This window comes from Gordonia polyisoprenivorans NBRC 16320 = JCM 10675, assembly GCF_000241325.1.
Lineage (GTDB): Bacteria > Actinomycetota > Actinomycetes > Mycobacteriales > Mycobacteriaceae > Gordonia > Gordonia polyisoprenivorans.
Window position 1 is genome coordinate 99,535 of the sequence record NZ_BAEI01000001.1, and the last position, 25,322, is coordinate 124,856.

Here is a 25,322-nt window from a genome sequence, read left to right on the forward strand (position 1 = left end):
CGGATTCCATGATAATTCTGGATTGTTGTCACTAATTCCGTCATCACGCTGCGCGCTGATGACGGAAACCCTACTCTGTCTCCAGCACACGGACATGAGTGGGAGCAAGACATTGACCGAAAGCGTTCACGCCGAGATCCAGGGCGACAAGGGTTTACGAGCCGGTTCCATCGGCCTCGTCGGCAATGTGATCATCGGGCTGTCGGCGGTGGCGCCGGCCTACAGCCTGGCGGCCACGTTGGGGTATGTGGTGGCCGCGGTCCACACCAAGGCGCCGGCGATGTTCGTCGTCGCCTTCATCCCGATGCTGCTGGTGGCGTTCGCCTACCGCGAACTGGCGAAGGACACCCCGGACTGCGGAACGACCTTCACCTGGGGAACCAAGGCGTTCGGCCCGTGGGTCGGTTGGATCGGCGGATGGGGGCTGGCCGTGTCGGCCATCATCGTGCTGGCCAACGTCGCCGAGATCGCCGCGGTGTATCTGCTCAAATTCCTCGGCCTGGAGACCCTCGCCGACACCTTATGGGTCAAGGTGCTGCTCGGTTGTGTGTTCATCGCAGGGATGACCTGGGTGAGTATCCGGGGCATCGTCATCAGCGAGCGATTGCTCTCGGCCCTGATGTTCATCCAGTTCGGCGTCCTGATCCTCGCGAGTGTCATCGCGCTGGTCAAGGTCGGCACGGGACATGCCGGCCCGCAAGCGATCTCACCGGAGTGGAGCTGGCTCTGGCCCAGCGGACTGAGCCAATCCGAGATCGCGGCCGCGGTGATCCTGTGCATCTTCATCTACTGGGGGTGGGATGCCTGCCTGGCCGTGGGCGAGGAGACCAAGGATCCGGAGAAGACGCCCGGCCGGGCCGCGGTGATCACCTGCCTGATCCTTGTCGCGACGTATGTACTCGTGGCCTATGCGGTCCAGGCTTTCGCCGGCTTCGGCGACACCGGTATCGGACTCAACAACCCCGAGAACGCCGACGACGTGCTGACGATTCTCGGCAAACCGGTGGCCGGCGGCATCCTCGCCGCCGCACTGCTGCTGACGGTGAGCGTCTCGGCCATCTCCTCGACCCAGTCGACGATCCTGCCGACCGCCCGGGGCAGCCTGTCGATGGCGGTGTACAAGGCGATCCCGGATCGCTTCGCGAAGATCCACCCGCGCTACATGACGCCGGCGTTCGGCACCGCGGTGATGGGCATCTCGGCGTTGGCCTTCTACCTCGTCCTGTCCATCGCAAGCCAGAACACATTGGCCGACTCGATCGCCTCGCTCGGACTCGCTGTGGCGTTCTACTACGGCATCACCGCCTACTCCTCGGTCTGGTACTTCCGGCGGACGCTGTTCGACTCCGCCCGCAACTTCTTCATGCGCGGTCTGTTCCCGCTCCTCGGCGGCATCGCGATGACATGGGCGTTTCTCAAGAGCGCCATCGACATGTTCAACCCCGACTACGGCTACACCTCGGTCGGCCCGGTCGGCGGCGTGTTCATCCTCGGCGTCGGCATGCTGGTGCTCGGCATCCCGCTCATGTTGGCCTGCTTCGCCCAACGCCGAGAGTTCTTCCAGGGCAAGACACTGACCGCCACGACCGAAGTGAAGGTTCCCGATGTCTACTGACTCCCCCGCACGCCCGAGGCTGACCGTCGGCTATCTCGCCACGCCGTCGGGCGATGACGGTATCGCCCTCGCGGTCGCGATCGCCCGGAAGACCGGTGCGGCCATCGATCTCGTGTGCGTGGTCCACCCCGTCCCCTACGACGGACACCCCGGCGTCGAGCAGTATCAGGCTCGACTGGAGAACCAGGCCGCTACCTGGCTGGCCGCAGGTGCCGCACGCATCCCCGACGACATCGAGACACGCACGGTGGTGGTGGTCGACGAGTCGTTCACCGACGGTCTCATCGGTCTGGCCCAGCAGGCCCGCGCCGAGATGATCGTGGTCGGCGGTACCGGGGATGGGCTGATCAGCCGGCACACGCTGGGTACGGTCAGCACCGAATTGCTGCACTCGGCACCGCTACCGGTGGCGCTCGCCCCACGCGGGTACGCCGACCGAACCGGGGTCGCCCTCGACATGGTCACCGTTGCGGTGCCGGTCAAGCCCACCACCAGCAATCCCCTGCCCTTCGCGCTGGCATTCGCCGAACAGGCGCACCTGGATCTGCGTCTGGTCTCCCTGGTCTCGCTGGAGTCGCCCTTCGACGACGACGTCTCGCGCAGCGCGCGTGCGCGTCGCGTCGAGGTGGTCCGGGATCTGCTGGAGAAGACGCGGGCCACCGTCGACTCCGACCTCGACATCGAGGTGCTCGTCGCCGACGGACCCACGCTCGACGAGGCCCTCGACAATCTGCAGTGGGATGACAACGATCTCGTGGCGGTCGGCTCGGGTCACCTCGGCGCCGAGAACCGGGTGTTCCTGGGCAGTACCGCAGCCCGCATCCTGCGCTGGACCACAGCGCCCGTACTCGTGGTGCCGCGCTCGGGCGACACCACGTCCGCCTCGTCATGACCCGGCCGACGATTCTCGAACTGCGCCATGCCGAATGCGAATCGCCGGGAACCTACGGCGCCGGACTGGCCGGCCTCGCCGACGTCCGTACCGTGCGCACCTGGCGAGAGGAGTTGCCGACCGATCCCCGGGACTTCGCCGGCATCCTCGTGATGGGCGGCCCGATGGGTGCCAACGACGGCGCCACACTGCCGTGGATCGACACCGAGATCGCCTTCCTCACCGCGGCGGTGGCCGCCGACGTCCCGATCTGGGGTGTCTGCCTCGGATCACAGCTACTCGCCCGCGCGCTGGGGGCGCGCGTGTTCACCGGGCCGGCCGGCGAGGTCGGTGTCGCCGAGGTGACGCTCACCGACGACGCTCGCACCGACCCGGTGTTCTCGGCGATCACCGAATCGACGTTCCCGGCGATGCACTGGCATTACGACACGTTCACACTCCCCGACGGGGCGACCCGACTGGCCGGCTCGCAGCGATACGAGAATCAGCTGTACCGCCACGGACCGCATTACGGGGTCCAGTTCCACCTCGAGGTCGACACCGATCTGCTGCGCGCATGGCTCGACGTCGAGGACTACCGCGGTGAACTCGTCGCCGCCCTCGGTCCCGGGGCACCGGCCTCCGTCGCCGCCGATGTCGCTGCCGCACAGACGATCACCGCGCCACTCGCGGCGACGCTGATCCGACGTTGGTTCGACTCCTTCGTCATCGGATAACCCTCACGCGTCGAGCACCTCGTCGATCCGAGCGAGGTACAGGCGCACCGCCTCGTCGATCAGGTCGCCGGCCTCCGATTCCTCGACCAGCCCCCGCCCGCCGAGCGCGAGCAGTCCGTTGAGCCCGGCCCACGCGATCACCACCGCCCGCCGAATCCGGGTGCGCCGTGCCGGTGACCGGCGTGCGGCGCCGCCACCCGGCCGGCCGTCGATCGCGTCGATGACCATCTCGACGACAGCACGCAGCCGGTCGGCGATCTCGGTGCGCGCCACCGCCACCGCGGGCGCCGCCGACTCGTCGACGTCGCTGAGCCCGAGCAGCCGGAACGCCAGCGGCTCGTCCCGGTGGAACCGCACGTACTCCTCGAGAGCCGCCTGCGCGGCCGAGCTGCCGATCCGATCGGCGAGCACCGCACGCATCCGCTCGTCGTGGACGTGAGCCATCCGGACCGCGAGTACCGCGTACACCTGCGCCTTTCCGTCGCCGAAGTTGCCGTAGAGGGTGGTCAGTGCGATGTCGGCACGCTCGGCGATCCCATCGACCGAGGTCGCCCGGAAACCGTTCTGCGCGAACAACTCTGCGGCGGCATCGAGAATGGCGGCGCGAGTGCGGCGTCGTCGGCGATCGCGGGGCTCGTCCAGGAGCGAGGTCATGTGCTAATTGTAGTACTACTACGCAATCGTAGTCAGACTAGTGTTACCTGGAGGATTCATGACCACCACCGATCCGGCCACACCCACCGATCCGACACACCCAGGACCGAGACACCCGGGACCGAGACACCCCGAGCCTGCGCCGACCGACGGCTCAGCGGTGATGCGGGAGCTGATCCCGACCTCACCGTTCGTCGTCGTCCTCGGCATCACCCTCGAGTCGATCGGCGACGGCCGAGCAGAGCTCCGGATGCCCTTTCGGCACGAACTGACCACCGTCGGCGAGATGGTGCACGGCGGCGCGCTGGGCGCATGCGCCGATGTCGGCATCATGGCGGCGGCATGGGCCGGTCGCGAGATTCCGGACAAGCTGCGTGGCGTGACGACCTCGATGTCGGTCAACTTCCTGCGGCCCCTACAGGCCGAGGATCTCCGCATTGTCGCCGACCGTCTTCACAACGGAAAACGGCTGTGCCACTGCACCGTCGACCTGCTCGGAGCCACCAGCGGCACACTCGTGGCGCGAGCGACCGGGACCTATCAGATCGGTTGATCGGCGTCCATGTATCAGCTGTCGAAGCCGAGCCCGACCTTGTCCATCGCGGCCAACCATGCACCTCGCTTGCCCTCGCGACGCTCGCTGCGGGCCAGTTGGTGGCGGGTCAGCGTGATCCCGGTCCATCGCAGCGGTTCCGGCGGGAACGGAATCGGCTTGGAGCGCACCATCTTCAGAGATGTCCGCTCGGTCGCCAGACCGTCGACGAGATCGAGTGCGGTCGCCGCGGCGAAGTGTGAGGCCCCGACGCCGAGCCCGGTGAAGCCGACCGTGGTGACCACCCGACCACCGTGTGAGCGGTCCCAGAAAGCACAGAATCGTGAGCAGGTGTCGATCACACCACCCCAGGTGTGACTGGCGCGGACGCCCTCGAGCTGCGGGAACATCTGCAGCAGGTGTTCGGCGAGCAACGCGAACTCGGCGGGCTCGTATTCATGACGTCGCGAGTCATCGGAACCGTAGTGGTAGAGCGCGTCCCAGCCGCCGAACAGAATCCGATCGTCGGCGGTCAAGCGGAAGTAATGGAAGCGTGGACCACAGTCGGCCAGACCCTCGCGCCCGGCCCAACCCAGCGCTGCCCGACGCTCGGCGTCGAGGGGCTCGGTCATCAGGGCGTAATCCCATACCGGAACCGTGTAGGGCCGAAGTCGGCGCACAAGAGACGGACTCGCCGAGGTCGCCAGGACGACGCGATCGGCGACGACGTCACCGAATCCGGTTCGCGCGCGCATGCGGTCGTTCTCGCGACGCAGCCCGGACACCTCGGTGTGTTCGTAGATGCGTACCCCTAGCCGCTCGGCGGCCGCAGCCAGCCCCCAGGCGAGTTTCGCGGGGTCGAGCATGATCACCTCGGGGTCGAAGAGCGCGGCCTTGACCATCGGCGAGTTCACCCGCGCACGCGCCTGCGGCCCCGGCAGCAACGGCATCTCCTTGCCGAGAAATGCTGCCGCCGAAGACATCTCCCGAAGGTCGTCGACCTGCCAGTCGGCGTTGGCGATGTCGAGTTCACCGGTGCGCTCGGCGTCGGCGTCGATGCCCAGACGCGCCAGCGCTGCCTCGATCTCGTCGAGCGTCTCACTTCCCAGACGCAACAGTGTGTCCATCTCGTCCTCGAAGCGGTCGATGCCGTTACCGAGTCCGTGGGTGATACTCGACGAGCAGAATCCGCCGTTGCGGCCGGAGGCGTGCTCGGCGATGCGATCACGTTCGACCAGCACGATCCGCCGGCCCGGGTCCCGTTCGGCGGCGGTCACCGCGGTCCACAGTCCGGTGAAGCCACCGCCGACGACCAGCAGGTCGGCGTCGATCTCCTCCGACAGCCGTGCACGCGGGGCGGGACGGTCTGCCCGGTCGAGCCAATACGACGTCGGCGCGGCCTGTGCCACCATCTCGACGGCCCGGCGTCCGGGTGTGCGTGCCCACGTCATCGCGATCCCCGACCCGGATCGGCGAACACCGTTCGGTGCCAATCCTTCTGCGCGACACCGGTATTGTCGCTCATGACGTGTTTGACGGTGAGGTACTCCTCGAGCGAGTACATCGACATGTCCTTGCCGAAGCCCGAGGCACCGACGCCACCGTGCGGCATCTCGCTGATGATCGGGATGTGGTCGTTGATCCACACGCACCCGGCGTGGATCTCCCGGGAGGCACGGCCGGCACGGTAGACGTCGCGGGTCCACGCCGAGGCCGCGAGACCGTAGACGGTGTCGTTGGCGCGGCGGATGGCATCGTCGTCGTCGGTGAACGCCGAAACGGTCAGTACCGGGCCGAAGACCTCGTCCCGATAGATCTCCGACGACTCGGCGACGTCGGCGATCAGCGTCGGTGGATAGAACGCGCCAGGACCGTCGGGCACCTGCCCGCCGACGACCACCCGGGCGCCCTGCGCCGGGGCGCGCGCCACCATCTGCGCAACCTTGTCGCGGTGGTCGGTCGAGATCAGCGACCCCATGTCGGTGGCCGGATCCCGTGGATCGCCCATCACCACCGATCCCATCACCTCGGCGACCCCGGCGACGAAGTCGTCGTAGAGGTCGGCGGCCACGATCGCCCGGGTGGCCGCCGTGCAGTCCTGACCGGCGTTGATGAGCGATCCGGCGACGGCACCGGCGATGGCGGCATCGAGGTCGGCGTCGTCGAAGACCACGAACGGGGCCTTGCCGCCGAGTTCGAGTTGCACGCGGGTGCCGTGGGTGGCGGCCTGACCCATCACCATCCGGCCGACCGCGGTCGAGCCCGTGAAGGTGACCATGTCCACGTCGGGATGACCGGCGATCGCGGCACCGACGTCGGCGCCGGTGCCGACCACCACGTTGAGCACACCGTCGGGCAGGCCCGCCTCGGTGGCCAGTCGCGCCAGGGTCAGCGTGGTCAGCGGTGTCAGTTCGGCCGGTTTGAGCACGACGGCACACCCGGCGGCCAACGCGGGCAACACCTTCCAGACCGCCATCTGCAGCGGGTAGTTCCACGGGGTGATCGACCCGACGACACCCACCGGTTCACGGCGGATCGAACTGGTGTGGTCACCGGAGTACTCGCCGCTGGCCTTGCCCTCCAGGATGCGGGCGGCACCGGCGAAGAAGCGCACGTTGTCGATGCTGCCCGGCACATCGAACTCGCGGGAGAGCCGGATCGCCTTGCCGGTGTGCGCGGTCTCCTGCTCGGCAAGCAGATCGGCTTGGGTTCCGAGAGCGGCCGCGAGCGCCCCGAGTACCTCGGAGCGCTGCGCGGGAGTGGTTGCACCCCAATCACTTTGGGCAGCGCGTGCTGCCGATATGGCGGCATCGACATCGGCCGATCCGGCCAATGCCATCTCCGCGACGGGCTCGCCGGTGGCAGGATCGAGAACAGTATGGTCCGGCCCGGCACCGTCGATCGGCGCGCCGGCGATCCATCCGGACGGGACGCTGGTGGTCAACACGGCTGCGATACTACCGTCGATAATGCGGATTCGCGATTCTTTTCCGGATTTTTATGACGAAATCAGAAGTATCGGTTGCGCTTTACCACTGAATCCGTCAAGATCGGGGGGTGCCTGAAGCCTCTCACCCTCATCTCGACGGCACCGCGAAGAGAATCATCGAGCTACTGCAAGCCGACGGGCGCAGTTCGTATGCGTCGATCGGCAAGGAGGTCGGACTCTCGGAGGCGGCGGTACGCAATCGCGTACAGAAGCTGAGCGAGAGCGGACTACTGCAGATCGTCGCCGTCACCGATCCCCTCAAGTTGGGGTTCGCCCGCCAGGCCCTCATCGGCATCCGATGTACCGGTGACACCGAGGAACTGGCCACGGCACTCGCCGGGAATCCGGAGATCGACTATGTGGTGCTGACCGCCGGCTCGTTCGACATCCTCATCGAGGTGGTCTGCGAGGACGACGATCACCTCCTCTCGATCCTCAACCGGACCGTCCGCAAACATCCCGAGGTCACCGGCACGGAGACCCTCGTCTATCTGAAACTCGTCAAACAGCAATACAATTGGGGAACACGATGACCACAACCACCCAACCGTCCATCGACGGAACCTCTCTCGGAGCACGCAGCGCCGCGCACCTGTGGGGCCACTTCGCCCGACACGGCGAGGGCATCACCCCGCCGGTGATCACCCGCGGCGAGGGTGTCCGCATCTTCGACGACCGCGGGCGCAGCTACCTCGACGGCCTCGCCGGTCTGTTCGTGGTGCAGGCCGGCCACGGTCGCGTCGAGCTGGCCGAAGCGGCCGCTCGCCAGGCCAAGGAGCTCGCCTTCTTCCCGGTGTGGTCGTACGCGACACCACCGGCCATCGAGCTGGCCGAGCGCCTGGCCGCCTACGCACCCGGTGATCTCAACCGGGTCTTCTTCACCACCGGCGGCGGCGAGGCGGTCGAGAGCGCATGGAAGCTGGCCAAGCAGTACTTCAAGCTGACCGGAAAACCGATGAAGCACAAGGTGATCTCGCGTGCGGTCGCCTACCACGGCACCCCGCAGGGCGCGTTGGCGATCACCGGCGTACCGGCGCTCAAGCAGATGTTCGAGCCACTGACCCCCGGCGGATTCCGCGCGCCCAACACCAACATCTACCGCGCGCCCGACGAGGATCTGGCCGCCGATCCCAAGAAGTTCGGACGCTGGGCCGCCGACCGCATCGCCGAGGCCATCGAATTCGAGGGCCCCGAGACCGTTGCGGCGGTATTCCTCGAGCCGGTGCAGAACGCCGGCGGGTGCTTCCCGCCGCCGCCGGGATACTTCGAGCGGGTCCGCGAGATCTGCGATCAGTACGACGTCCTGCTCGTCTCCGACGAGGTGATCTGCGCATTCGGCCGCATCGGCTCGATGTTCGCTTGTGAGGACTTCGGCTACCAGCCCGACATCATCACCTGCGCCAAGGGTATGACCTCCGGCTACTCCCCTATCGGTGCCATGATCGCCAGCGACCGGCTCTTCGAGCCGTTCAACGACGGATCGACCACCTTCCCGCACGGCTACACCTTCGGTGGGCATCCGGTGTCGGCGGCGGTGGCGCTGGCCAACCTCGACCTCTTCGAACGCGAAGGCATCAACGACCACGTCAAGACCAACGCCCCCGCGTTCCGCGCAACGCTGGAGAAGTTGCACGATCTCCCGATCGTCGGCGATGTCCGCGGCGAGGGTTACTTCTACGGCATTGAACTCGTGAAGGACAAGACCACCAAGGAGTCGTTCAGCGACGCCGAGGCCGAACGCATCCTGCGGGGATTCCTGTCCACGGCGCTCTTCGACGCCGGTCTGTACTGCCGCGCCGACGACCGCGGCGATCCGGTGGTCCAGCTGGCCCCGCCGCTGATCGCCGGACAGGCCGAGTTCGACGAGATCGAACAGATCCTGCGCTCGGTGCTGACCGAGGCCTACACACTGCTCTGACCGGCCGACATCCGGTCTCGGCGTCGCCCACACGACATGACACCGAGAGATGACGCCGCTGGTAACGTCCGTGCAGTGACGTGGGGGAATACGCACCTTGGCCGACGGATCGGCACGATCCTGGCAGCGGTGTGTGCGGCGGCCCTGGTGAGCGCACCCGGGGCCGCCGTCGCCGTTCCGCCGGCGACACCGGTCACCGATCAGTGCCCGCATCGGCAGACCCCGCCACCCCCGGTCGACACCTCCGAGGTCGTCGCACCCGGCTCGACGACGCCCACTGCACTCCCGGTCCCCACACCGGCCGTCGGCGGCGAGCGCCTCTCGGCATGCGGGGTGATCGCCGATCCCGGCGCCGGCCCGATCCCCGAACGTCTCACCTCGGCGGCCTGGCTGGTCGCCGACCTGGACACCGGCGCGATCATCGCCGCCAAGGACCCGCACGGGCGCTACCGCCCGGCGTCGACGATCAAGGTGCTGCTGGCCCTGACCGTCCTCGATGCCGGACTCGACCTCGACAAGATGGTCGTGCCGACCGCCGAGGACTGGAGTCAGGAGGGCGATTCGTGTGGCATGGGACCGGGCGGGCACTACACCGTGCGCGACATGCTCAGCGGGCTGCTGATCGTCTCCGGCAACGATTGCGCGCACGCGCTCGCGCGTGAACTGGGCGGGGTATCGAGCACGCTCACCAAGATGAACTCGCTCGCCGCGCACCTGCACGCGCTGGACACCCGGGCGACCACGCCATCGGGTCTCGACGCCGCAGGCATGTCCACCTCGCCCTACGACCTGGCGCTGATCTTCCGTGCCGCGATGGGCAATTCAACGTTCCGGGAGATCATCTCCACACCCACCTACCACTTCCCCGGATACCCACCCCGCTCGGACGTACCCAGCGACACACCGCACCCCGGATACGAGATGCAGACCTCGGATCAGCTACTGCTGCAAGGCTATCCAGGAATGCTCGGCGGCAAGACCGGGTACACCGACGACGCACTGAAGACCTTCGTGGGAGCCGCCCGCCACGGCGACAAGACCGTCCTGATCGTGCAGATGTACGGTCTCTCGACCGGCGACGACAATTACTGGACCCAGGCACAATCGTTGCTGGAGTACGGATTCCACGCACCGTCGGATACGCGGGTGGGTGAGCTCGTGGCGGGCCCGAACACATCGGCATCGACATCGGCCACCACGGCATCGGGGTCACCGGCGTCATCAGGGTCATCGGCGATGACGACGCAGGCGGATACCGCTCGTCCGTCGAGCGCCGCCGATCACTCGACCGCCACCCGCATTCTCGTCGGGCTGGTCGTCGCCCTCGTCGTCGTGATCCTGCTGGCCGCGGCCACCCGCCTCGTCGGGCGGCGCCGCCGTTGACCGGCGCCGCAGCGACGCGGATCGTCAGTCGCCGCGGACGCGCCGGATCACCATACCCACCGCAGCTCCGACCGCGGCGGCACCGGCGAGTGCACCGACCTTCGGCATCGGACTGACCTCCACGGTCGGACGCATCACCACCGGTCGCTGCTGCGTCTCGTCGATCTCGTCGTCGACCTGGAAATCCTCGTTGATCGGATCGGTGGCGCACCACGCGGTGGCGTACAGGATGATCCGCGACGCGAGGTAGGCGAAGACCATGATGCCCAGAATCGGCCCGAACGCGGCTCCGGCCGGGCTGCCGAGCACCGACTTGAGGTAGAGCCCGCCGAGGTTCTTGATGATCTCGAACGCGATCGCGGTGATCAGGCCGGCGCTGAGGCAGTTACGGAAAGGCAACGGCACCAGGGGAAGACGAGCCAGCACGAGGGTGAAGAGCATCCAGCTGGCGAAGACCGAGATCGCGATCGCCACCACCCGCAGCAGCACCGGAGCCCATGAGGTGTGGTCCACGCCGACCCACTCGAGGACCTTCCTGACGATGCCACCGCCGTTGGCCAGCGTCGTCAGTGCCATCGTCGCAGCGAAGGCCAGCCCGAGCACCACGAAGGTGAGCAGATCGGTCACCTTCGAGACGAGAGCATTGCGCGACAGCCGGCCCCCGAACATCTCGGTCATCCCGGCTCGCACACCGGCGATCCAGCCGACACCGGTCAGCGCGGCACCGACGAGACCGATGATGCCGACCGTGGCGCGTGAGGAGATCGCCGAGTCGATCACGGAGCCGATCTGGTCGCCCATGCCGCCGGGCAATTGCTTGACCACGGCGTCCTTGAGTTGTTCGATCAGATCGGGGTTGCTCGCCAGGACGAATGCCGCGATGGCGAACGCAACCATCAGGATCGGGACGAGCGCGAGGATTCCGTTGAAACTGATGCTCGCGGCATGGACGTTGCCGCGCCGATTGGTGTAGCGCTCCTGGGTGCGCAGGGCGTGACCAAGCCACGGCCAGCGCTCACGAGCGGCAGCGAACCATTCTTTGGCGCGTGCAAGCAGATTCTTGAACCACGCGATCACCGAACCCATCGTCGCCTCACCTCCCTGTCGGCGAAGCGCCCGGGCTCCGCGTGGGTGCGCCCGACAGCGGTCCGCGTCGGTACGCCTACTGACGCTCCGCGTCGGTACCCGCCGACCCGGATCAACCGGGCACGGGCCTCACGCCCCTACCGTAGGTGCCAGGAACCCGACTTTGTCGTATACCGACTTCAGCGTGGCGGATGCGATCTCACGGGCCCGGGCCGCGCCCGAGGCCAGGATGGCATCGAGTTCGGCGGGGTCGTCAAGGTATTCGGAGACGCGACCGCGCAGGGGTGTCACGAATTCGGTGAGGATCTCGGCGGTGTCCACCTTGAGGTCGCCGTACCCCTTGCCCTCGTACTTGGCGACGAGATCGTCGATGCCCACCCCGGACAACGCCGACTGGATCGTGAGCAGGTTACTCACGCCCGGTTTGTCGGCGGGATCGAAGGAGATCTGCGAGCCGGCGTCGGTGACCGCGGAGCGAATCTTCTTGGCCGAACGCTTCGGGTCGTCGAGCAGATTGATCAGACCCTTGTCGGTCTCGGCGGACTTGCTCATCTTGGCCGTCGGGTTCTGCAGGTCATAGATCTTCGCGAATTCGGAGACGATGTGCGCACGTGGCACCCGCAGGACGCCGCCGAAGCGTTTGTTGAAGCGCTGGGCGAGGTCTCGGGTCAGCTCGAGGTGCTGGCGCTGGTCCTCACCGACCGGGACGAGGTCGACGTCGAAGGCGAGGATGTCCGCGGCCATCAGGATCGGATAGGTGAACAGTCCGACCCCGGCGGCGTCGGCGCCCTGTTTGGCACTCTTGTCCTTGAACTGCGTCATCCGGTTGGCCTCGCCGAATCCGGTGATGCACTGCAGAACCCAGGTCAGTTGCGCGATCTCGGGGATGTGTGACTGCACATAGACGGTCGCCCGGGTCGGGTCGACGCCGACGGCGAGCAACTGCGCCACCGACACCCGGGTGCGGTGCGCCAATGTCGCGGGATCGAATTCCGCGGTGAGGGCGTGCATGTCGGGGATGAAGTAGAACGCGTCGAAGTCGTCCTGTAGGGCCACCCACTGCCGCACGGCACCGAGGTAGTTGCCGAGGTGAAAGGAATCGCTGGTGGGCTGAATGCCCGACAACACACGTTGACGCGGCGCGGACACCGACCCGGAGACGTCACTCATGGGTCGATTCTTTCAGACGGGTCGAGTGATCAACCGCGGGAGCCCGACGGTGCGATCGGACGCCGCGGATCACCCGTAGACCACGGTGACCGGGGCATGATCGGACCACCGGCGATCGTAGGAGTCGGCGCGATCGACGAAGGCCTTCACCGCCCGTCGGCTCAATGACCGGTTGGCGAGTTGGTAGTCGATGCGCCAGCCGGAGTCGTTGTCGAATGCCTTGCCGCGCCACGACCACCAGCTGTACGGGCCGTCGACAGCGGGGTGCAGGTCGCGCACGACGTCGGTCCAGCCCGACTCGAGGCGCGCGCCCACCCATTCGCGCTCGTGGGGCAGGAAACCGGGATTCTTCAGATTGCCCTTCCAGTTCTTGATGTCGAGCTCGGCGGGCGCGATGTTCCAGTCCCCGCCCACGACCACGTGCCGCCGGCGCCGGGCCGCTCCGGCGAGATACTCGCCGAATTCGTCGAGGAAGCGCTTCTTCTCGGCGAACTTGGCGGTCTCCTTCTCGGTGGCCGACGGTGTCGGTTCGGCTGCGCCCTTTGGCAGATACAGGCTGGCCGCGGTCAGCGCTCCGAGATCGGGGACGTCGAAGTCGGCCTCGAGGTAGCGCCCGGTCGCGTCGAATTCCTCGCTGCCGAATCCGACGCGCACGGCTTTCGGGGCGGACCGGCTCAGCACACCGACCCCGGCGTGGCCCTTGACGACCGACTCGGTCATCGACAGATGCCAGCCGGCCTCGAGAGCCGGACCCAGTGCAGCTTCTGTCTGCTCGGTGTCGGCCCGGATCTCCTGCATCAGGACGATGTCGGTGCCCGAAGCATCGAGCCAGCTCAGAAAGCCGGGATTGATCTCCGAACGCTGCTTGGTGGCGGCGCGGATGCCGTTGACGTTGATGGTGGTGATCGACGTGGTCACGGTGCCCCACCCTACGTGCGGCCACCGACACGTTATCTGGAGTGATTCCAAAGGTAAGGCAACCCTTGCGCCGACGCGGCACTTTATGTAATCCTCACCTAACAGCCAGATGAGGTGAGTTCCATGTTCGTTTGTATCTGCCGCGCGGTGACCGAGGACGAGGTCCATGAGCACTGCACCGCGGGCGCTCGAACCGTCGACGCGATCAGCGACCGCTGTGGTGCCGGCGAAGGATGTGGCACCTGCCTCGAACGGCTACAGCAGATCGTGAGCGAAAGGACTTCCGTCACCACCGCAGCCTGACTCACGCGAGGTCACCCCATGCGAATTACGCGCGTGGGGTTATTGCTCGTGCTACCGTTCGATTCACCAGTCCCTGGACCGAATGGAGTTGTGGCATGCGTGGAGATGACGAGGTCATCGCCCTGCTCAATGAGCAGCTGACCAGCGAATTGACGGCGATCAACCAGTACTTTCTGCACTCCAAGATGCAGGACAACTGGGGGCTGACCGAGGTGGCCTCCAAGACGCGCGCCGAATCCATCGAGGAGATGACCCACGCGGAGATCCTCACCGACCGGATCCTGTTCCTCGAGGGCCTGCCCAACTATCAGCAGATCCTCCCGTTGCGCATCGGCCAGACCCTGCGTGAGCAATTCGAATGCGACCTGGCCATCGAGATCGAGGTCGTCGAGCGCCTCAAGCCGGGAATCGCGATGTGCCGCGGCAAGGGTGACATCACCTCGGCCAAACTCTTCGAAGAGATCCTCAAGGACGAAGAGCACCACATCGACTACCTCGAGACCCAGCTGGAGCTGATGGACCGCCTCGGGGAGCAGCTCTACATGTCCAAGACGGTCGCCACGCCACCCGACGTGGGCTGATCGGGTCGTCGGGTCCGGCGCGCCGCCGCCAGGGCGACGCCCAGGACCACGACTCCCGCCACGGCCAGCGCGGCCCCGAGCACCGATGGTGCGCGATAGCCGTGACCTGCCGCGATCACGATGCCGCCGAGCCATGCGCCGGCGGCATTGGCGATGTTGAGGGCCGAATGGTTCAGCGCCGCCGCCAGCGTCTGGGCGTCCTCGGCGACATCCATCAAACGGGTCTGCAACGCGGGCACCATCGAGGTGCCGGCGACACCCACCAAGAAGGTCAACGCCAGTGCAGCCCAAGTGATCTGAACGAAGAGGGCAAAGCAGAGCAAGACCGCGGCGAGCCCGACGAGTCCCACCAGGATCGAGCGCGACACGCTGCGGTCGGCGGCGATCCCCCCGATGATGTTGCCGACGACCATGCCCAGCCCGAACAGCATCAGCGCGAGCGGGACCAGCCCCACCGGCAGGCCACCGAGTGTGGTCAACGTGGTGTTCAGGTAGGTGTAGAACGCGAACATCCCCCCGAAACCCACGATTCCGATGAACAGGGTGAACCACACCTGCGAGCGGCGCAGGGCACCGAGTTCGGTGACCGGGTTGGTGACGCGCATGTCACGCAACGACGGCAGGCTGCGGATCAGGGCGGCGACGGTCGCCACGCCGACGACGACAACCACCAGAAACGCACTGCGCCAACCGAAATGCTCACCGAGCCAGGCAGCCATCGGCACGCCTGCGACGTTGGCCACCGCCAGGCCGAGCATGACCTGCCCGATCGCCTTGGCGCGCCTGCCCGGACCCGCGATATGCGCTGCCACCAGAGCGGCGACCCCGAAATACGCGCCGTGCGGCAGACCGGCCACGAACCGCGCCGCGACCAGCAGGCCGAAGGACGGCGCGAGCACCGTCGCGACGTTGCCGACGGTGAAGGCGACCATCAGGCCGATCAGCAAGGTGCGCCGCGACATCCGGGCGGTCAGGGCGGCGATGAGTGGCGCACCGACCACGACGCCGAGCGCGTACGCCGAGATCACCGTCCCGGCGGTGGGCTCGCTGACATCGAGGGCGCCGGCGATATTGGGCAACAGACCCATCGCGACGAACTCGGTGGTCCCGATACCGAAACCGCCGAGCGCGAGCGCCAGGATCGCCCAGCGTAGCGACGTCTGGCGACGAGAAACATTGTCGGACAACGCAATACCGAGATCATCGGACGCCACCGACGGCGCCGCGCCGGTCGCGGGCGTCGCGTCGGCGGTCACGGCGGAGGTGGGATGGGCTGATTTCGACACGGGAGGCGTAACCACGGCGCGTCCGCCGCGGATTCCCGCCGACGCGGGTGAGTTCGTTCACACGGGTTTGTCGGGCCGGAATCGAGACGCCCGTCACGGTGTGGCGGCAGCGGATTCCTTCACCGACGACGGGGTCGGCTCCGTAATTTGATCGGGCGCGGAACCGCTTCCGGCATCACCTGGTGACGGCGCGGAACTCTCCTGCGCCGACGTTGCCGACGGCGACGGCGTCGCGCCCGACTCGGACGTCGAACTCGACTCCGGTGACGTGCTCGGCGCAGGTGACGTGCTCGGCGCAGGTGACGCACTAGGAGCAGGTGAGGTGCTCGGCGCAGGTGACGCACTAGGAGCAGGTGAGGTGCTCGGCGCAGGTGACGTGCTCGACTCCGGTGCCCGCCTTGCGCCGACAGCGCCCCCGCCCTCACCGACAGCGCCCCCGGTCCCGCTGACTGCGCCCGCCTCATCGCCCACAGCGCCCGCCCCACCGTCGACTGCGCCCGTCTCACCGTCGACTGCGCTCTGCTGGGACGCAACCAGCGGCACCGCGACATGTGTCGGGGTCGACAGCACCGACGCACCCGCACCCGTCGAACCCCTCGGCACCGTCGTGATCCCCTCGACGACGCGCGCCACCCAGTACCTCACGAAATTGAGCGGCAGCGCGACGATGCTCTTGCCGCTGGCGAGCAACGCCTGGGCTCCCTGCTCGAAGAGCTCGCCGTTCCAGGTGAGCACGCCGGTGATGGTGTTCTCGAAGGCGTACAGATCCGGCAGGTACGCGCCGTAGCCCAATTGCGGCAACGGCGGAAACCAGTCCATGACCCACCGGATCGGCGGCTGGAAGTCGGCGAGGGTGATCCCGATGATGTCGGGTAGGCGGAACCGGTAGGCCACCAGGTCCGGGACCGACCAGTGCAGGCCCACGGCGTCGACGAGGTTCTGGGCGAGGATGGCCATCGATGAGGGCGAGTCGATCGTGCAGGTCTGCAGCGCCCCGCTCTGCGTGCACGTCATCGGCTCGTTCGCGCCGTTCATGTACCAGGTCGTGCCGGTACCCGGGAATTGATACATGTGAAACGGATACTGACCGTGCTTGACCCAGTAGCCGAGGAGCGCGTCGAGGTCGCCGATCGGGTCATGGAACGGATCGGGGAGATCGCAGATCGGGTCGCCCGCGATGCAGTAGGTGGTCACCGGCAGGCCCCCGTAGTCGGTGACTGCTCGGGTTCCGGACATGGTCAGACCGGGGATGATCCCGACCAGGGTCGCCTCGATCCCCTGTCCCCACAACGTCCCCGACATCCGCGGATCGGAGTAGAGCTCACCCGACACCGTGCGCGCACCGTCGGAATCGGTGGTGGAGATGACGTAGGTGGAGCCGTCGTCCATGGTCACCGGCCGATTCGCACCGATGTCGGTGAGAACGTCGCCGGCCACCCGCGCTCCCTGCGAATAGCCGGCGATGACGATCTTCTTGTCGGCACCGCACTGCTGCTGGTACGCGGCGACGGCCTGCTCCAGGTTGGCCGACCCTTCGGCCTCGCTGGCGTTGTATCCGACCGACCCGAGTGGCCAGATGGTCGCGGAGTACGGGACCTGCTCGATCTCGTAGGCGCCCGCGCCGGAGTACGGACTGTCCGGCAGCTCCTCCCAGTGCGCGCCGTGCCCGGTGTAGCGCTGTTCGATCCCGACGAGATACGAACCGTCGGAATTCCACGTGCCGCCGACGATGAACACCCGACCGGGTTGACTGCACGCCGCCGCCGTTTCCGCCGACGCGACCCCGTGACCCCAGAATGCGGCCGCGATGAGCGCCACACTCGCGGCCCCGACCACTCCGGTCGAGACGCTGCCGCGGAGCGAGGCAAAGGAAGGTGAGAGCCGCATCGGACACGTCCTTGGGCGAGGGAACCGTGACGTGGCAAGGGTAGGCAGACGGCGCGGCCGATTCCGGCGGATCGGTCGAGATCAGGACGGCGATTCGTCCGTCCGGGCGACACCTACCGCCGCGCCCGACCGCACGGACCGTTTCTGTCCAGCACGCAAACCAGGCTGAGCAGGAGGGTTCTCAGCCGACGACGACCGTGTTATATCCTTGTCGCCAGGTCATGAGTATCAGCGTCAAGCCCCGGCTCGCTGATCGGCAACCCTCCAACCGCGGTGGGGTGCTCCGGGTGATGACCGGGTTGTGGGATGCGACGAGCATCCCCGGCAAGCGCGGGTCCGAAGGTCGGACCCCATCAGGGTCACCACACCCTGCCGACCGCAGAAAGTGATCTATTTTCATGTCTGACGTAGCCAACGACGGTACGGATGCCCAGAACCCAGCCGACAACTGGAGTTTCGAGACCAAGCAGATCCATGTGGGCCAGTCGGCCGACGCCGCCACGAACGCTCGTGCACTGCCGATCTACCAGACCACGTCGTACGTCTTCAACGACACCACCCACGCGGCCAACCTCTTCGGCCTCGCCGAGCCGGGCAACATCTACACCCGCATCATGAACCCCACCCAGGACGCAGTCGAGCAGCGGGTCGCCGCACTCGAGGGCGGTGTCGCGGCACTGCTGGTCGCGTCCGGTCAGGCCGCCGAGACCTACGCCATCCTCAACATCGTGGAGAACGGCGGACATGTCGTGTCGAGCCCGCGTCTGTACGGCGGGACCTACAACCTCTTCCACTACACGCTGCCCAAGCTCGGCATCGAGGTGAGCTTCGTCGAGGATCCCGAGGATCTCGATTCGTGGCAGGCCGCGGTCCGCGACAACACCCGCGCGTTCTACGGCGAGTCGATCTCCAACCCCAACAACGAGATCCTCGACATCGAGGGCATCTCCGAGGTCGCCCATCGCAACGGCGTGCCGCTGATCGTCGACAACACCGTCGCCACCCCGTACCTGCTGAACCCGCTGGCCCATGGCGCCGACATCGTCGTCCATTCGGCGACCAAGTACATCGGCGGGCACGGCACCGCGATCGGCGGCATCATCGTCGACGGCGGCACCTTCGATTGGCGGGTGCAGCGTGATGGTCAGGATCTGTTCCCCGGCTTCACCACCCCCGATCCCAGCTACCACGGTGCGGTGTTCGCCGACCTCGGTGCGCCGGCCTACGCGCTCAAGGCGCGCGTGCAGTTGCTGCGTGACACCGGCGCGGCGATCTCGCCGTTCAACGCCTTCTTGCTCGCCCAGGGACTGGAAACCCTGAGCCTGCGCGTCGAGCGCCACGTCGCCAATGCGCAGCGGGTCGCGGCCTACCTCGCCGATCACACTCAGGTCGAGTCGGTGGCCTACGCCGGTCTGCAGTCCTCGCCCTGGTATGCCCGTGGTCAGAAGCTCGCGCCCAAGGGGCAGGGCGCGATCATCGGCTTCGAGATCGCCGGTGGCGTCGACGCCGGGAAGCGCTTCGTCGAGGCGTTGACGCTGCACAGCCACGTCGCCAACATCGGTGACGTGCGGTCACTGGTCATCCACCCCGCGTCGACCACCCACAGCCAGCTGACCCCCGAGGAGCAGCTCGCTGCCGGCGTGACCCCCGGCCTGGTGCGCCTGGCCGTCGGTATCGAGGGCATCGACGACATCATCGCCGACCTCGACCAGGGTTTCGCGGCGGCCAAGTAGTTCTAGGACAGGAGCACAACACCCGTGTCGGTGAGCATCGACCCCCAGGCGACCACGACGCATCAGCCCGAGTGGGAACGAGTTCCCGACGGACAGATGGTCCGAATGCGTCTGGGGTCGTTGGCTCTCGACAACGGGCAGCAACTCGACGACGTCACCCTGGCGTTCCAGCGCTGGGGGGCGTTGTCGCCTGCACGGGACAACGTGATCCTGACCCTGCACGCCCTGACCGGTGACTCGCACGTCACCGGCGCTCCCACCGACGAACATCCCTCCCCCGGGTGGTGGGATGGTCTGATCGGGCCGGGAGCGGCCATCGACACCGACGAATGGTGTGTCATCTCCGCCAACGTCCTCGGCGGCTGCCGTGGGTCGACGGGCCCGTCGTCGCCGGATTCGCAAGGGCGGCCTTGGGGTTCACGCTTCCCCGACATCACCGTGCTCGATCAGGTGCGTGCCGAGGCAGCCCTGCTCGATGCCCTCGGTATCAAGGGAATCGGCGCGGTACTCGGCGGCTCGATGGGTGGCGCGCGTGCGCTGGAGTGGGCGATCGAGTACCCCGATCGGGTCCGCAGCGCACTGGTGCTGGCGGTCGGCGCGCGTGCCACCGCCGATCAGATCGGCACGCAGACCACCCAGATCGCGGCCATCACCTCCGATCCCGACTGGCAGGGCGGCGACTACCACGGCACCGGACGGTCCCCGATCGCCGGCCTCGGGATCGCCCGGCGCATCGCCCACCTCACCTACCGATTCGAGGGTGAGCTCGACGAGCGGTTCGCCAATACGCCTCAGGCGCAAGAGAATCCGCTTCTCGGCGGTCGCTATGCGATTCAGAGTTATCTCGAGCACCAGGCCGACAAGCTGATCGAGCGCTTCGATCCGGGCAGCTACGTGGTGCTCTCCGACGTGCTGAACCACCACGACGTCGGCCGCAACCGGGGCGGGATCGCCGCCGCCCTCGCCTCGTGCACCGTCCCGACCATCGTCGCCGGCATCGATTCGGATCGCTTGTATCCGTTGCGGTTACAAGCCGAGATCGCCGAGGGCCTCGGCAATTGCGTCGGCGGGCTCCAGGTGGTCCGCTCCGACAAGGGCCACGACGGGTTCCTCACCGAGTTCGACGCGATCGCCGATCTCCTCAAGCGCACTGTGGATCTCGCTCGCCGCTGACGCACTCACACCGACACAGACCGACCCGCCCACGCGCCTGCAGGCGTCGTGGGCGGGCGTGTCTCAGCGGGCGGGTGTGGTGGTGGTCGTCTCCGCCGGATTCCCCGCACTCGGCGCCTGCGCGGTACTCGACGACGGCTGGGAGGGCCGGATTTCCGGAGCGAATCCCGGCGCGGTCGTCTGCGGCGGCACGATGCTGGGGATCAGACCGGACGGGATCAGACCGGACGGGATCGGCAGCGTCGGATACGGAGTCAGTGTCGGGCCGGTCGGGGTGGTGGTCGACGGGGTGGTCGCCGACGGCGTGGTGGTGTTGGGCACCAGCGTCAGGGTGGTCGTCGACGTCGTCAGCGGCAGTTCGGTCGTCGCCCAACTCGGGAGTTGCTCGTGCCCGTCCGGCGAGGTCGGCGACGACACCGCGACCGAGGTCACCACCGACGTCGTCTGGTGATGCGACGTCGTCGTGAATCCCGAATCCCGGGTGGTGTCAATGGTGTGCGCATCGGCGGTGCGCGTCGGCGAAGGCAGCGGGTCGGCGTCGTCGGTCACGGTGGCGCCGACTGCGACCGCCGCCATCACGATCGCACCGATGATCCCGGCCACGATCGCCACCGGTACCGCCGACCAGCTACGCGCGCGGCGACCGCCGATGAAGGCCAGTCGGTTGGTGCCTGCCTTGCCGGCGAGCATCGCCGCACCGGTGGCCGCGGCCAATTCCGGCGACGCCGGGGTGAGGAGTTCGAGTCCGGCATCGGGCACGATTCGTCGGGTGACGGGCAGATTCGCCAACCCACCGACCAGCACCGCGGCGTCGGGGGCGTCACCGCGCAACCGGAGATCGGCGAGATAGCGGGCGAACACCTCGCGCGCCTCGTCGACCATCGGGCCGGCAACCCGCTCGACGGTCGCCGAGGTCAACGACACCCCGGCCAATCCTGCCGATGAGCCCAGCCCCGCAGTGGATGCACCCGAGGCGGACGTGGGGTCGGCGACCTCTTCTTTCGCTGTGCGGCAGGCGCTGACCAGCTTGGCCCGCTGGCGCTTGGTGCGGGTGCCGGCGTCGGCGCCGTCCACCTCCGCGGCGATGTGGTCGGCGAGCGCCTCGTCGATCCGGCGTCCACTGAGCACCGTCGACCTCTCGATCGACCCGACCCGGCCTGCGGCCGGATCCACGGTGTAGAGCGACACGCCGGTGTCGCCGCAATCGGCGACGACCACCGACGAGAATCGTCCGATCTGTCCGGTTCGGGTCAGGAATTCGGCGACCGCTTCTTCATCGGAGCCGAGGTGGATCTGACGGCGGGTACCCGACCCTCCCGAGCGCAGACGACGGCGCTGGGTGGCGGTCCGCGCCGCCACCCCGATCGGGCCGACGCGTAGTTCGGCGGCGCGGGCGGCGTCGAGCATCAGGTCGATGCCCGCGTTCACGCGTCCCACCGAATCGAGTCCGTCGGTGGGATCGACGTCGAAGACGCGCGCCTCGAGGGCGGTGCGACCTGCCTCGTCGTGCGTGAGCAGGACGTAATGGATCATTCCCTCACCGACGGAGACGCCCAGCGACGTGGTGTCGCCCGGTCTTGCCTGGTCGTTGATCTCGAACGTCGAACTGATGTCAATCCCCACTTAGTGTTGCTAACAATCGCTCCGCTCGGCGGAGTTTGTGCGTCGGGTCCGTACCCCGAATGTCACGCTTAGGTCACCAGTGTAATCAATCTGTGCCCAAAGGGTCGATCGACGTCGCCAGCCAGAGGATCAGCGCACCTGCCGACGCCATTGCCGCGACATCGAAGAATTTACCCCTGACCTGCAGCAACCCGGCCCGCGAGGTGGGGATCAGCGCGCGCAGGAGTGCGCCGAACAACAACGCCGATCCGAACACGAACGCTCCGCGACGCCATCGATCGAACAACACGAGTGCCGCGGCGGCCACGACGCCGAGCAGCACCAGCAGGTAGGGAATCTGTACCGCGTAGGCGCGCACCCGTCGGACGTGGCGCAACCGCTCCACCCGTTGGGGGGCGCCGCCGGTCATCGCGAACGGGTCCCGACGGCGTCGCCCGCGGCGTTCCGCACGGAGTCGCCTGCGGTGAGCGCCGCGAGCTGAGCCTCGGCCCGTTCGACGACGTTCACCAGCAAGAAGGCGCGCGTGAGCGGCCCGACCCCGCCCGGGTTGGGCGAGACGTGTCCGGCCACATCCCAGACGTCGGGCGCGACGTCGCCGCGCAGGCCGTCCTCGGTCCGGCTGACGCCGACATCGATCACGGCGGCACCCGGCTTGACCATGTCGGCGGTCACCAGATGCGGCACCCCTGCCGCGGCGATGACGATGTCTGCGCGGGCCACCTCGGCGGCGAGGTCGCGCGTACCGGTGTGGCACAGGGTCACGGTGGCGTTCTCGCTGCGCCGCGTCAGCAGCAGGCCGATGGGCCTGCCGATGGTGACGCCGCGGCCGATGACGGTCACCCGCGCACCCGCGATGTCGATGCCGTAGCGCCGTAGCAGGTGGATGACCCCCCGCGGCGTACACGGCAGGGTCGATTCCTTGCCCAGCACGAGTCGGCCGAGGTTGATCGGATGGAGGCCATCGGCGTCCTTGGACGGGTCGATACGCTCGAGCGCAGCGTTCTCGTCGAGATGTTTCGGCAATGGGAGCTGCACGATGTACCCGGTACAGGCGGGATCGGCGTTGAGTTCGTCGATGGCCGCATTGAGGTCCTCGGTCGTCGTGTCTGCGGGCAGATCCTTGCGGATCGACGACACCCCGATCCGCGCACAATCGGCGTGCTTGCCCTTGACGTAGGACTGCGAGCCGGGGTCGTCGCCGACCAGGATGGTCCCGAGTCCTGGGGTGACTCCCGCACTGCGCAACTTCTCCACTCGTGCGGCGAGGTCGGTGAAGATCTCGTCGCGGGTGGCCTTGCCGTCCAGTCGTATCGCGCTCACGCCGACCATTGTTCCATTCCGCTGTGCGACCGATCGCCCGGCCGGGCCGGTAGCCTGCGCTCATGTCGCCTGCAGCGCCCGATCGGGACGCCGATCGCGCCGGAACCCCCGTCGCCGTCACCGCTGCCGACGTGATGGCGGCGCGTGCACGACTCGCGGGCCGCCTGCGGCGCACTCCCCTGCTCGAGACCACGCTCGACACGGTCGGCGGACCGGTCGATGTGGTGTTCAAGCTGGAGTACACGCAGCTCGGTGGCTGCTTCAAGGTGCGCGGCAGTCTCAATGCGGTGCTCGACGCCGTCGCCCACGATGCCCTGCCCGAGGCCGGGGTTCTCGTGGCCTCCGGCGGCAACGCCGCGCTCGGTGCGGCCTGGGCTGCCCGACTCGTCGGCGTTCCGGCGACCGTGGTGGTCCCCGAGACCGCTCCGGCGGTCAAGATCTCGGCGCTGCGTTCACTCGGTGCGACGGTGCGGCTCATCGGCACTCGTTATCAGGAGTCCGCCGACGCCGCCGCCGCGCTGGCCGCCGACTCCGGCGCACTGCTGTTGCACGCCTACGATCTGCCGACGATCGTGGCCGGCGCCGGGACCATCGGCCTCGAGGTGGCCGAGGACCTCCCCGGCCACAGACTGCAGACCGTCGCCTGTGTCGGCGGTGGCGGTCTGCTCGCCGGACTCGCTGCCACGTTGCGGCCCGGTGACCGCCTCATCGGCGCCGAACCGATCGGCGCCTCGTGTCTGGATCAGGCCCGGGCGGCCGGAGAGCCCGTCACCGTCGAGCTGGACAGCATCGCGGCGGATTCGCTGGGTGCGAGTCGGGTCGGCGGCATCTGCTGGGCGACCATCGCCGACCGGGCCGTGGACTCCGTGGTCGTCGACGACGCCGACCTCATCGCGGCCCGCCGGATGATGTGGGACCGCTTCCGGATCGTCATCGAACACGGCACGGCCACCGCCGTCGCTGCGGTCACCACCGGCGCCGTCGAACCCGCGACCGATTCCACGTTGTGCATCGTCCTGTGCGGGGCCAACACCAGGCTCGACGACCTGCACCCGGCACAATGACAGCCATGTTCCGGATCATGTTCTACCAACCGTGCATCCCGCCCAACACCGGCAACGCGATCCGGCTGGCCGCGAACACCGGATGCGAGCTCCATCTGATCGAGCCGCTGGGGTTCTCGATGTCGGACGCCCAGGTCAAACGAGCCGGCCTGGACTACCACGAAATGGCCACGGTGACAGTGCATCCCAACCTGGTCACGGCATGGACGACGCTCAAGCCGCAGCGCGTGTTCGCCTTCACCGCGCATGCGCAGCGCTATCACACCGACGTCGACTACCGTCCCGGCGACGTCCTGTTGTTCGGCCCCGAGCCGACGGGACTGCCCGAGGAGGTTCTCGACGAGCCGGAGATCACCGACCGCATCCGCATACCGATGCTCGCCGGCCGACGCTCGCACAATCTCGCGAACGCGGCGAGTATCGCGGTGTACGAGGCCTGGCGACAACAGGGATTCGACGGGGCGGTGTGAATCCTGCGC

Annotated in this window: 24 protein-coding genes and 1 riboswitch; of the genes, 13 read left to right on the top strand and 11 right to left on the bottom strand. The window is 67.5% G+C overall.

Going from position 1 to position 25,322, the window contains the following annotated elements; genetic code table 11:
* Positions 1–94: 94 nt before the first annotated feature.
* Genes GOPIP_RS00450 through GOPIP_RS00460 form a run of 3 tightly spaced genes read left to right on the top strand, consistent with a single transcriptional unit; the run spans position 95 to position 3,223 of the window.
* Positions 95–1,615: an APC family permease gene (locus GOPIP_RS00450; protein ID WP_006367511.1), complete on the top strand. Its 1,521-nt coding sequence runs from the start codon at positions 95–97 to the stop codon at positions 1,613–1,615.
* Positions 1,605–2,507 carry a universal stress protein gene (locus GOPIP_RS00455; RefSeq protein ID WP_006367512.1) on the top strand — a complete coding sequence of 301 codons (903 nt, stop codon included), beginning with the start codon at positions 1,605–1,607 and terminating at the stop codon, positions 2,505–2,507. Before GOPIP_RS00450 ends, GOPIP_RS00455 begins: the two co-directional genes overlap by 11 nt.
* Positions 2,504–3,223 (top strand): type 1 glutamine amidotransferase, encoded by a 720-nt coding sequence (locus tag GOPIP_RS00460; protein ID WP_006367513.1) that lies wholly within the window; start codon positions 2,504–2,506, stop codon positions 3,221–3,223. The genes GOPIP_RS00455 and GOPIP_RS00460 overlap by 4 nt, the downstream gene beginning before the upstream one ends.
* Positions 3,224–3,226: 3 nt before the next feature.
* Here GOPIP_RS00460 and GOPIP_RS00465 read toward each other — a convergent pair whose 3' ends face one another.
* Positions 3,227–3,877: a TetR/AcrR family transcriptional regulator gene (locus GOPIP_RS00465; RefSeq protein ID WP_006367514.1), complete on the bottom strand. Its 651-nt coding sequence runs from the start codon at positions 3,875–3,877 to the stop codon at positions 3,227–3,229.
* A 58-nt stretch (positions 3,878–3,935) separates the two neighbouring features.
* On the opposite strand from GOPIP_RS00465, the gene GOPIP_RS00470 reads away from it, so the two are divergent.
* Positions 3,936–4,430 (top strand): PaaI family thioesterase, encoded by a 495-nt coding sequence (locus tag GOPIP_RS00470; protein ID WP_035726755.1) that lies wholly within the window; start codon positions 3,936–3,938, stop codon positions 4,428–4,430.
* 14 nt (positions 4,431–4,444) lie between these two features.
* Here the strand turns inward: GOPIP_RS00470 and GOPIP_RS00475 are convergent, their stop codons facing one another.
* A complete protein-coding gene (locus GOPIP_RS00475; protein ID WP_006367516.1) occupies positions 4,445–5,860 on the bottom strand; it encodes an NAD(P)/FAD-dependent oxidoreductase in 1,416 nt (471 codons plus the stop codon).
* A complete protein-coding gene (locus GOPIP_RS00480; RefSeq protein ID WP_006367517.1) occupies positions 5,857–7,356 on the bottom strand; it encodes a gamma-aminobutyraldehyde dehydrogenase in 1,500 nt (499 codons plus the stop codon). The genes GOPIP_RS00475 and GOPIP_RS00480 overlap by 4 nt, the downstream gene beginning before the upstream one ends.
* A gap of 110 nt (positions 7,357–7,466) precedes the next feature.
* On the opposite strand from GOPIP_RS00480, the gene GOPIP_RS00485 reads away from it, so the two are divergent.
* The 3 genes from GOPIP_RS00485 (at position 7,467) to GOPIP_RS00495 (ending at position 10,699) form a co-directional block, all read left to right on the top strand.
* A complete protein-coding gene (locus GOPIP_RS00485; protein ID WP_006367518.1) occupies positions 7,467–7,931 on the top strand; it encodes an Lrp/AsnC family transcriptional regulator in 465 nt (154 codons plus the stop codon).
* A complete protein-coding gene (locus tag GOPIP_RS00490; protein WP_006367519.1) occupies positions 7,928–9,316 on the top strand; it encodes an aspartate aminotransferase family protein in 1,389 nt (462 codons plus the stop codon). Before GOPIP_RS00485 ends, GOPIP_RS00490 begins: the two co-directional genes overlap by 4 nt.
* A 75-nt stretch (positions 9,317–9,391) precedes the next feature.
* Positions 9,392–10,699: a D-alanyl-D-alanine carboxypeptidase family protein gene (locus GOPIP_RS00495; RefSeq protein WP_006367520.1), complete on the top strand. Its 1,308-nt coding sequence runs from the start codon at positions 9,392–9,394 to the stop codon at positions 10,697–10,699.
* 24 nt (positions 10,700–10,723) lie between these two features.
* Here GOPIP_RS00495 and GOPIP_RS00500 read toward each other — a convergent pair whose 3' ends face one another.
* The 3 genes from GOPIP_RS00500 to GOPIP_RS00510 all read right to left on the bottom strand — a co-directional run bounded on the left by GOPIP_RS00500 (position 10,724) and on the right by GOPIP_RS00510 (position 13,873).
* Positions 10,724–11,785, bottom strand: a complete 1,062-nt coding sequence (locus GOPIP_RS00500; protein ID WP_006367521.1) for a YhjD/YihY/BrkB family envelope integrity protein — start codon at positions 11,783–11,785, stop codon at positions 10,724–10,726.
* A gap of 129 nt (positions 11,786–11,914) precedes the next feature.
* On the bottom strand, positions 11,915–12,955 hold the full coding sequence (trpS, locus tag GOPIP_RS00505; protein WP_006367522.1) for a tryptophan--tRNA ligase: 1,041 nt from the start codon (positions 12,953–12,955) through the stop codon (positions 11,915–11,917).
* A gap of 69 nt (positions 12,956–13,024) precedes the next feature.
* On the bottom strand, positions 13,025–13,873 hold the full coding sequence (locus GOPIP_RS00510; RefSeq protein ID WP_006367523.1) for an exodeoxyribonuclease III: 849 nt from the start codon (positions 13,871–13,873) through the stop codon (positions 13,025–13,027).
* 123 nt (positions 13,874–13,996) lie between these two features.
* Here GOPIP_RS00510 and GOPIP_RS00515 point away from each other — a divergent pair, with 123 nt between their 5' ends.
* A complete protein-coding gene (locus tag GOPIP_RS00515) occupies positions 13,997–14,176 on the top strand; it encodes a (2Fe-2S)-binding protein (protein WP_014359516.1) in 180 nt (59 codons plus the stop codon).
* 95 nt (positions 14,177–14,271) lie between these two features.
* Positions 14,272–14,757, top strand: coding sequence for a bacterioferritin (gene bfr, locus GOPIP_RS00520; RefSeq protein WP_006367524.1), 486 nt, complete (start codon positions 14,272–14,274; stop codon positions 14,755–14,757).
* Here the strand turns inward: bfr and GOPIP_RS00525 are convergent.
* Together GOPIP_RS00525 and GOPIP_RS00530 are read right to left on the bottom strand one after the other, a co-directional pair.
* Positions 14,715–16,043: an MFS transporter gene (locus GOPIP_RS00525; protein WP_006367525.1), complete on the bottom strand. Its 1,329-nt coding sequence runs from the start codon at positions 16,041–16,043 to the stop codon at positions 14,715–14,717. The two genes, bfr and GOPIP_RS00525, sit on opposite strands and share 43 nt — an antisense overlap.
* 93 nt (positions 16,044–16,136) lie before the next feature.
* Positions 16,137–17,930 (bottom strand): cutinase family protein, encoded by a 1,794-nt coding sequence (locus GOPIP_RS00530; protein WP_006367526.1) that lies wholly within the window; start codon positions 17,928–17,930, stop codon positions 16,137–16,139.
* Between the two features lie 217 nt (positions 17,931–18,147).
* A riboswitch (SAM riboswitch) is annotated at positions 18,148–18,267 on the top strand.
* A 61-nt stretch (positions 18,268–18,328) separates the two neighbouring features.
* Between GOPIP_RS00530 and GOPIP_RS00535 the strand changes: the two genes are divergently transcribed.
* On the top strand, positions 18,329–19,663 hold the full coding sequence (locus tag GOPIP_RS00535; protein WP_006367527.1) for a bifunctional o-acetylhomoserine/o-acetylserine sulfhydrylase: 1,335 nt from the start codon (positions 18,329–18,331) through the stop codon (positions 19,661–19,663).
* Positions 19,664–19,687: 24 nt separating this feature from the next.
* Positions 19,688–20,836, top strand: a complete 1,149-nt coding sequence (gene metX, locus GOPIP_RS00540; protein ID WP_006367528.1) for a homoserine O-acetyltransferase MetX — start codon at positions 19,688–19,690, stop codon at positions 20,834–20,836.
* A gap of 63 nt (positions 20,837–20,899) precedes the next feature.
* Here the strand turns inward: metX and GOPIP_RS00545 are convergent, their stop codons facing one another.
* The 3 genes from GOPIP_RS00545 to GOPIP_RS00555 form a co-directional block, all read right to left on the bottom strand.
* Positions 20,900–22,459, bottom strand: coding sequence for an Hsp70 family protein (locus GOPIP_RS00545; RefSeq protein WP_006367529.1), 1,560 nt, complete (start codon positions 22,457–22,459; stop codon positions 20,900–20,902).
* An 85-nt stretch (positions 22,460–22,544) separates the two neighbouring features.
* Positions 22,545–22,868 carry a DUF3017 domain-containing protein gene (locus GOPIP_RS00550; RefSeq protein WP_006367530.1) on the bottom strand — a complete coding sequence of 108 codons (324 nt, stop codon included), beginning with the start codon at positions 22,866–22,868 and terminating at the stop codon, positions 22,545–22,547.
* The gene (locus GOPIP_RS00555; protein WP_196813424.1) at positions 22,865–23,779 is read right to left on the bottom strand and encodes a bifunctional methylenetetrahydrofolate dehydrogenase/methenyltetrahydrofolate cyclohydrolase; all 915 of its coding nucleotides are present in this window, start codon (positions 23,777–23,779) and stop codon (positions 22,865–22,867) included. The genes GOPIP_RS00550 and GOPIP_RS00555 overlap by 4 nt, the downstream gene beginning before the upstream one ends.
* Before the next feature lie 62 nt (positions 23,780–23,841).
* On the opposite strand from GOPIP_RS00555, the gene GOPIP_RS00560 reads away from it, so the two are divergent.
* Both GOPIP_RS00560 and GOPIP_RS00565 read left to right on the top strand, forming a co-directional pair.
* A complete protein-coding gene (locus tag GOPIP_RS00560) occupies positions 23,842–24,843 on the top strand; it encodes a serine/threonine dehydratase (RefSeq protein ID WP_006367532.1) in 1,002 nt (333 codons plus the stop codon).
* A gap of 5 nt (positions 24,844–24,848) precedes the next feature.
* The gene (locus GOPIP_RS00565; RefSeq protein WP_006367533.1) at positions 24,849–25,313 is read left to right on the top strand and encodes a tRNA (cytidine(34)-2'-O)-methyltransferase; all 465 of its coding nucleotides are present in this window, start codon (positions 24,849–24,851) and stop codon (positions 25,311–25,313) included.
* Positions 25,314–25,322: the final 9 nt, after the last annotated feature.

What these genes read in the sequence shown, in the direction of transcription:
- trpS (WP_006367522.1), bottom strand. Translation starts at nt 12,955, where the DNA reads ATGAGTGACGTCTCCGGGTCGGTGTCCGCGCCGCGTCAACGTGTGTTG.
- GOPIP_RS00515 (WP_014359516.1), top strand. Translation starts at nt 13,997, where the DNA reads ATGTTCGTTTGTATCTGCCGCGCGGTGACCGAGGACGAGGTCCATGAG.
- GOPIP_RS00450 (WP_006367511.1), top strand. Translation starts at nt 95, where the DNA reads ATGAGTGGGAGCAAGACATTGACCGAAAGCGTTCACGCCGAGATCCAG.
- GOPIP_RS00530 (WP_006367526.1), bottom strand. Translation starts at nt 17,930, where the DNA reads ATGCGGCTCTCACCTTCCTTTGCCTCGCTCCGCGGCAGCGTCTCGACC.
- GOPIP_RS00490 (WP_006367519.1), top strand. Translation starts at nt 7,928, where the DNA reads ATGACCACAACCACCCAACCGTCCATCGACGGAACCTCTCTCGGAGCA.
- GOPIP_RS00455 (WP_006367512.1), top strand. Translation starts at nt 1,605, where the DNA reads ATGTCTACTGACTCCCCCGCACGCCCGAGGCTGACCGTCGGCTATCTC.
- GOPIP_RS00565 (WP_006367533.1), top strand. Translation starts at nt 24,849, where the DNA reads ATGTTCCGGATCATGTTCTACCAACCGTGCATCCCGCCCAACACCGGC.
- GOPIP_RS00500 (WP_006367521.1), bottom strand. Translation starts at nt 11,785, where the DNA reads ATGGGTTCGGTGATCGCGTGGTTCAAGAATCTGCTTGCACGCGCCAAA.
- GOPIP_RS00470 (WP_035726755.1), top strand. Translation starts at nt 3,936, where the DNA reads ATGACCACCACCGATCCGGCCACACCCACCGATCCGACACACCCAGGA.
- GOPIP_RS00465 (WP_006367514.1), bottom strand. Translation starts at nt 3,877, where the DNA reads ATGACCTCGCTCCTGGACGAGCCCCGCGATCGCCGACGACGCCGCACT.
- bfr (WP_006367524.1), top strand. Translation starts at nt 14,272, where the DNA reads ATGCGTGGAGATGACGAGGTCATCGCCCTGCTCAATGAGCAGCTGACC.
- GOPIP_RS00550 (WP_006367530.1), bottom strand. Translation starts at nt 22,868, where the DNA reads ATGACCGGCGGCGCCCCCCAACGGGTGGAGCGGTTGCGCCACGTCCGA.
- GOPIP_RS00535 (WP_006367527.1), top strand. Translation starts at nt 18,329, where the DNA reads ATGTCTGACGTAGCCAACGACGGTACGGATGCCCAGAACCCAGCCGAC.
- GOPIP_RS00460 (WP_006367513.1), top strand. Translation starts at nt 2,504, where the DNA reads ATGACCCGGCCGACGATTCTCGAACTGCGCCATGCCGAATGCGAATCG.
- GOPIP_RS00475 (WP_006367516.1), bottom strand. Translation starts at nt 5,860, where the DNA reads ATGACGTGGGCACGCACACCCGGACGCCGGGCCGTCGAGATGGTGGCA.
- GOPIP_RS00560 (WP_006367532.1), top strand. Translation starts at nt 23,842, where the DNA reads ATGTCGCCTGCAGCGCCCGATCGGGACGCCGATCGCGCCGGAACCCCC.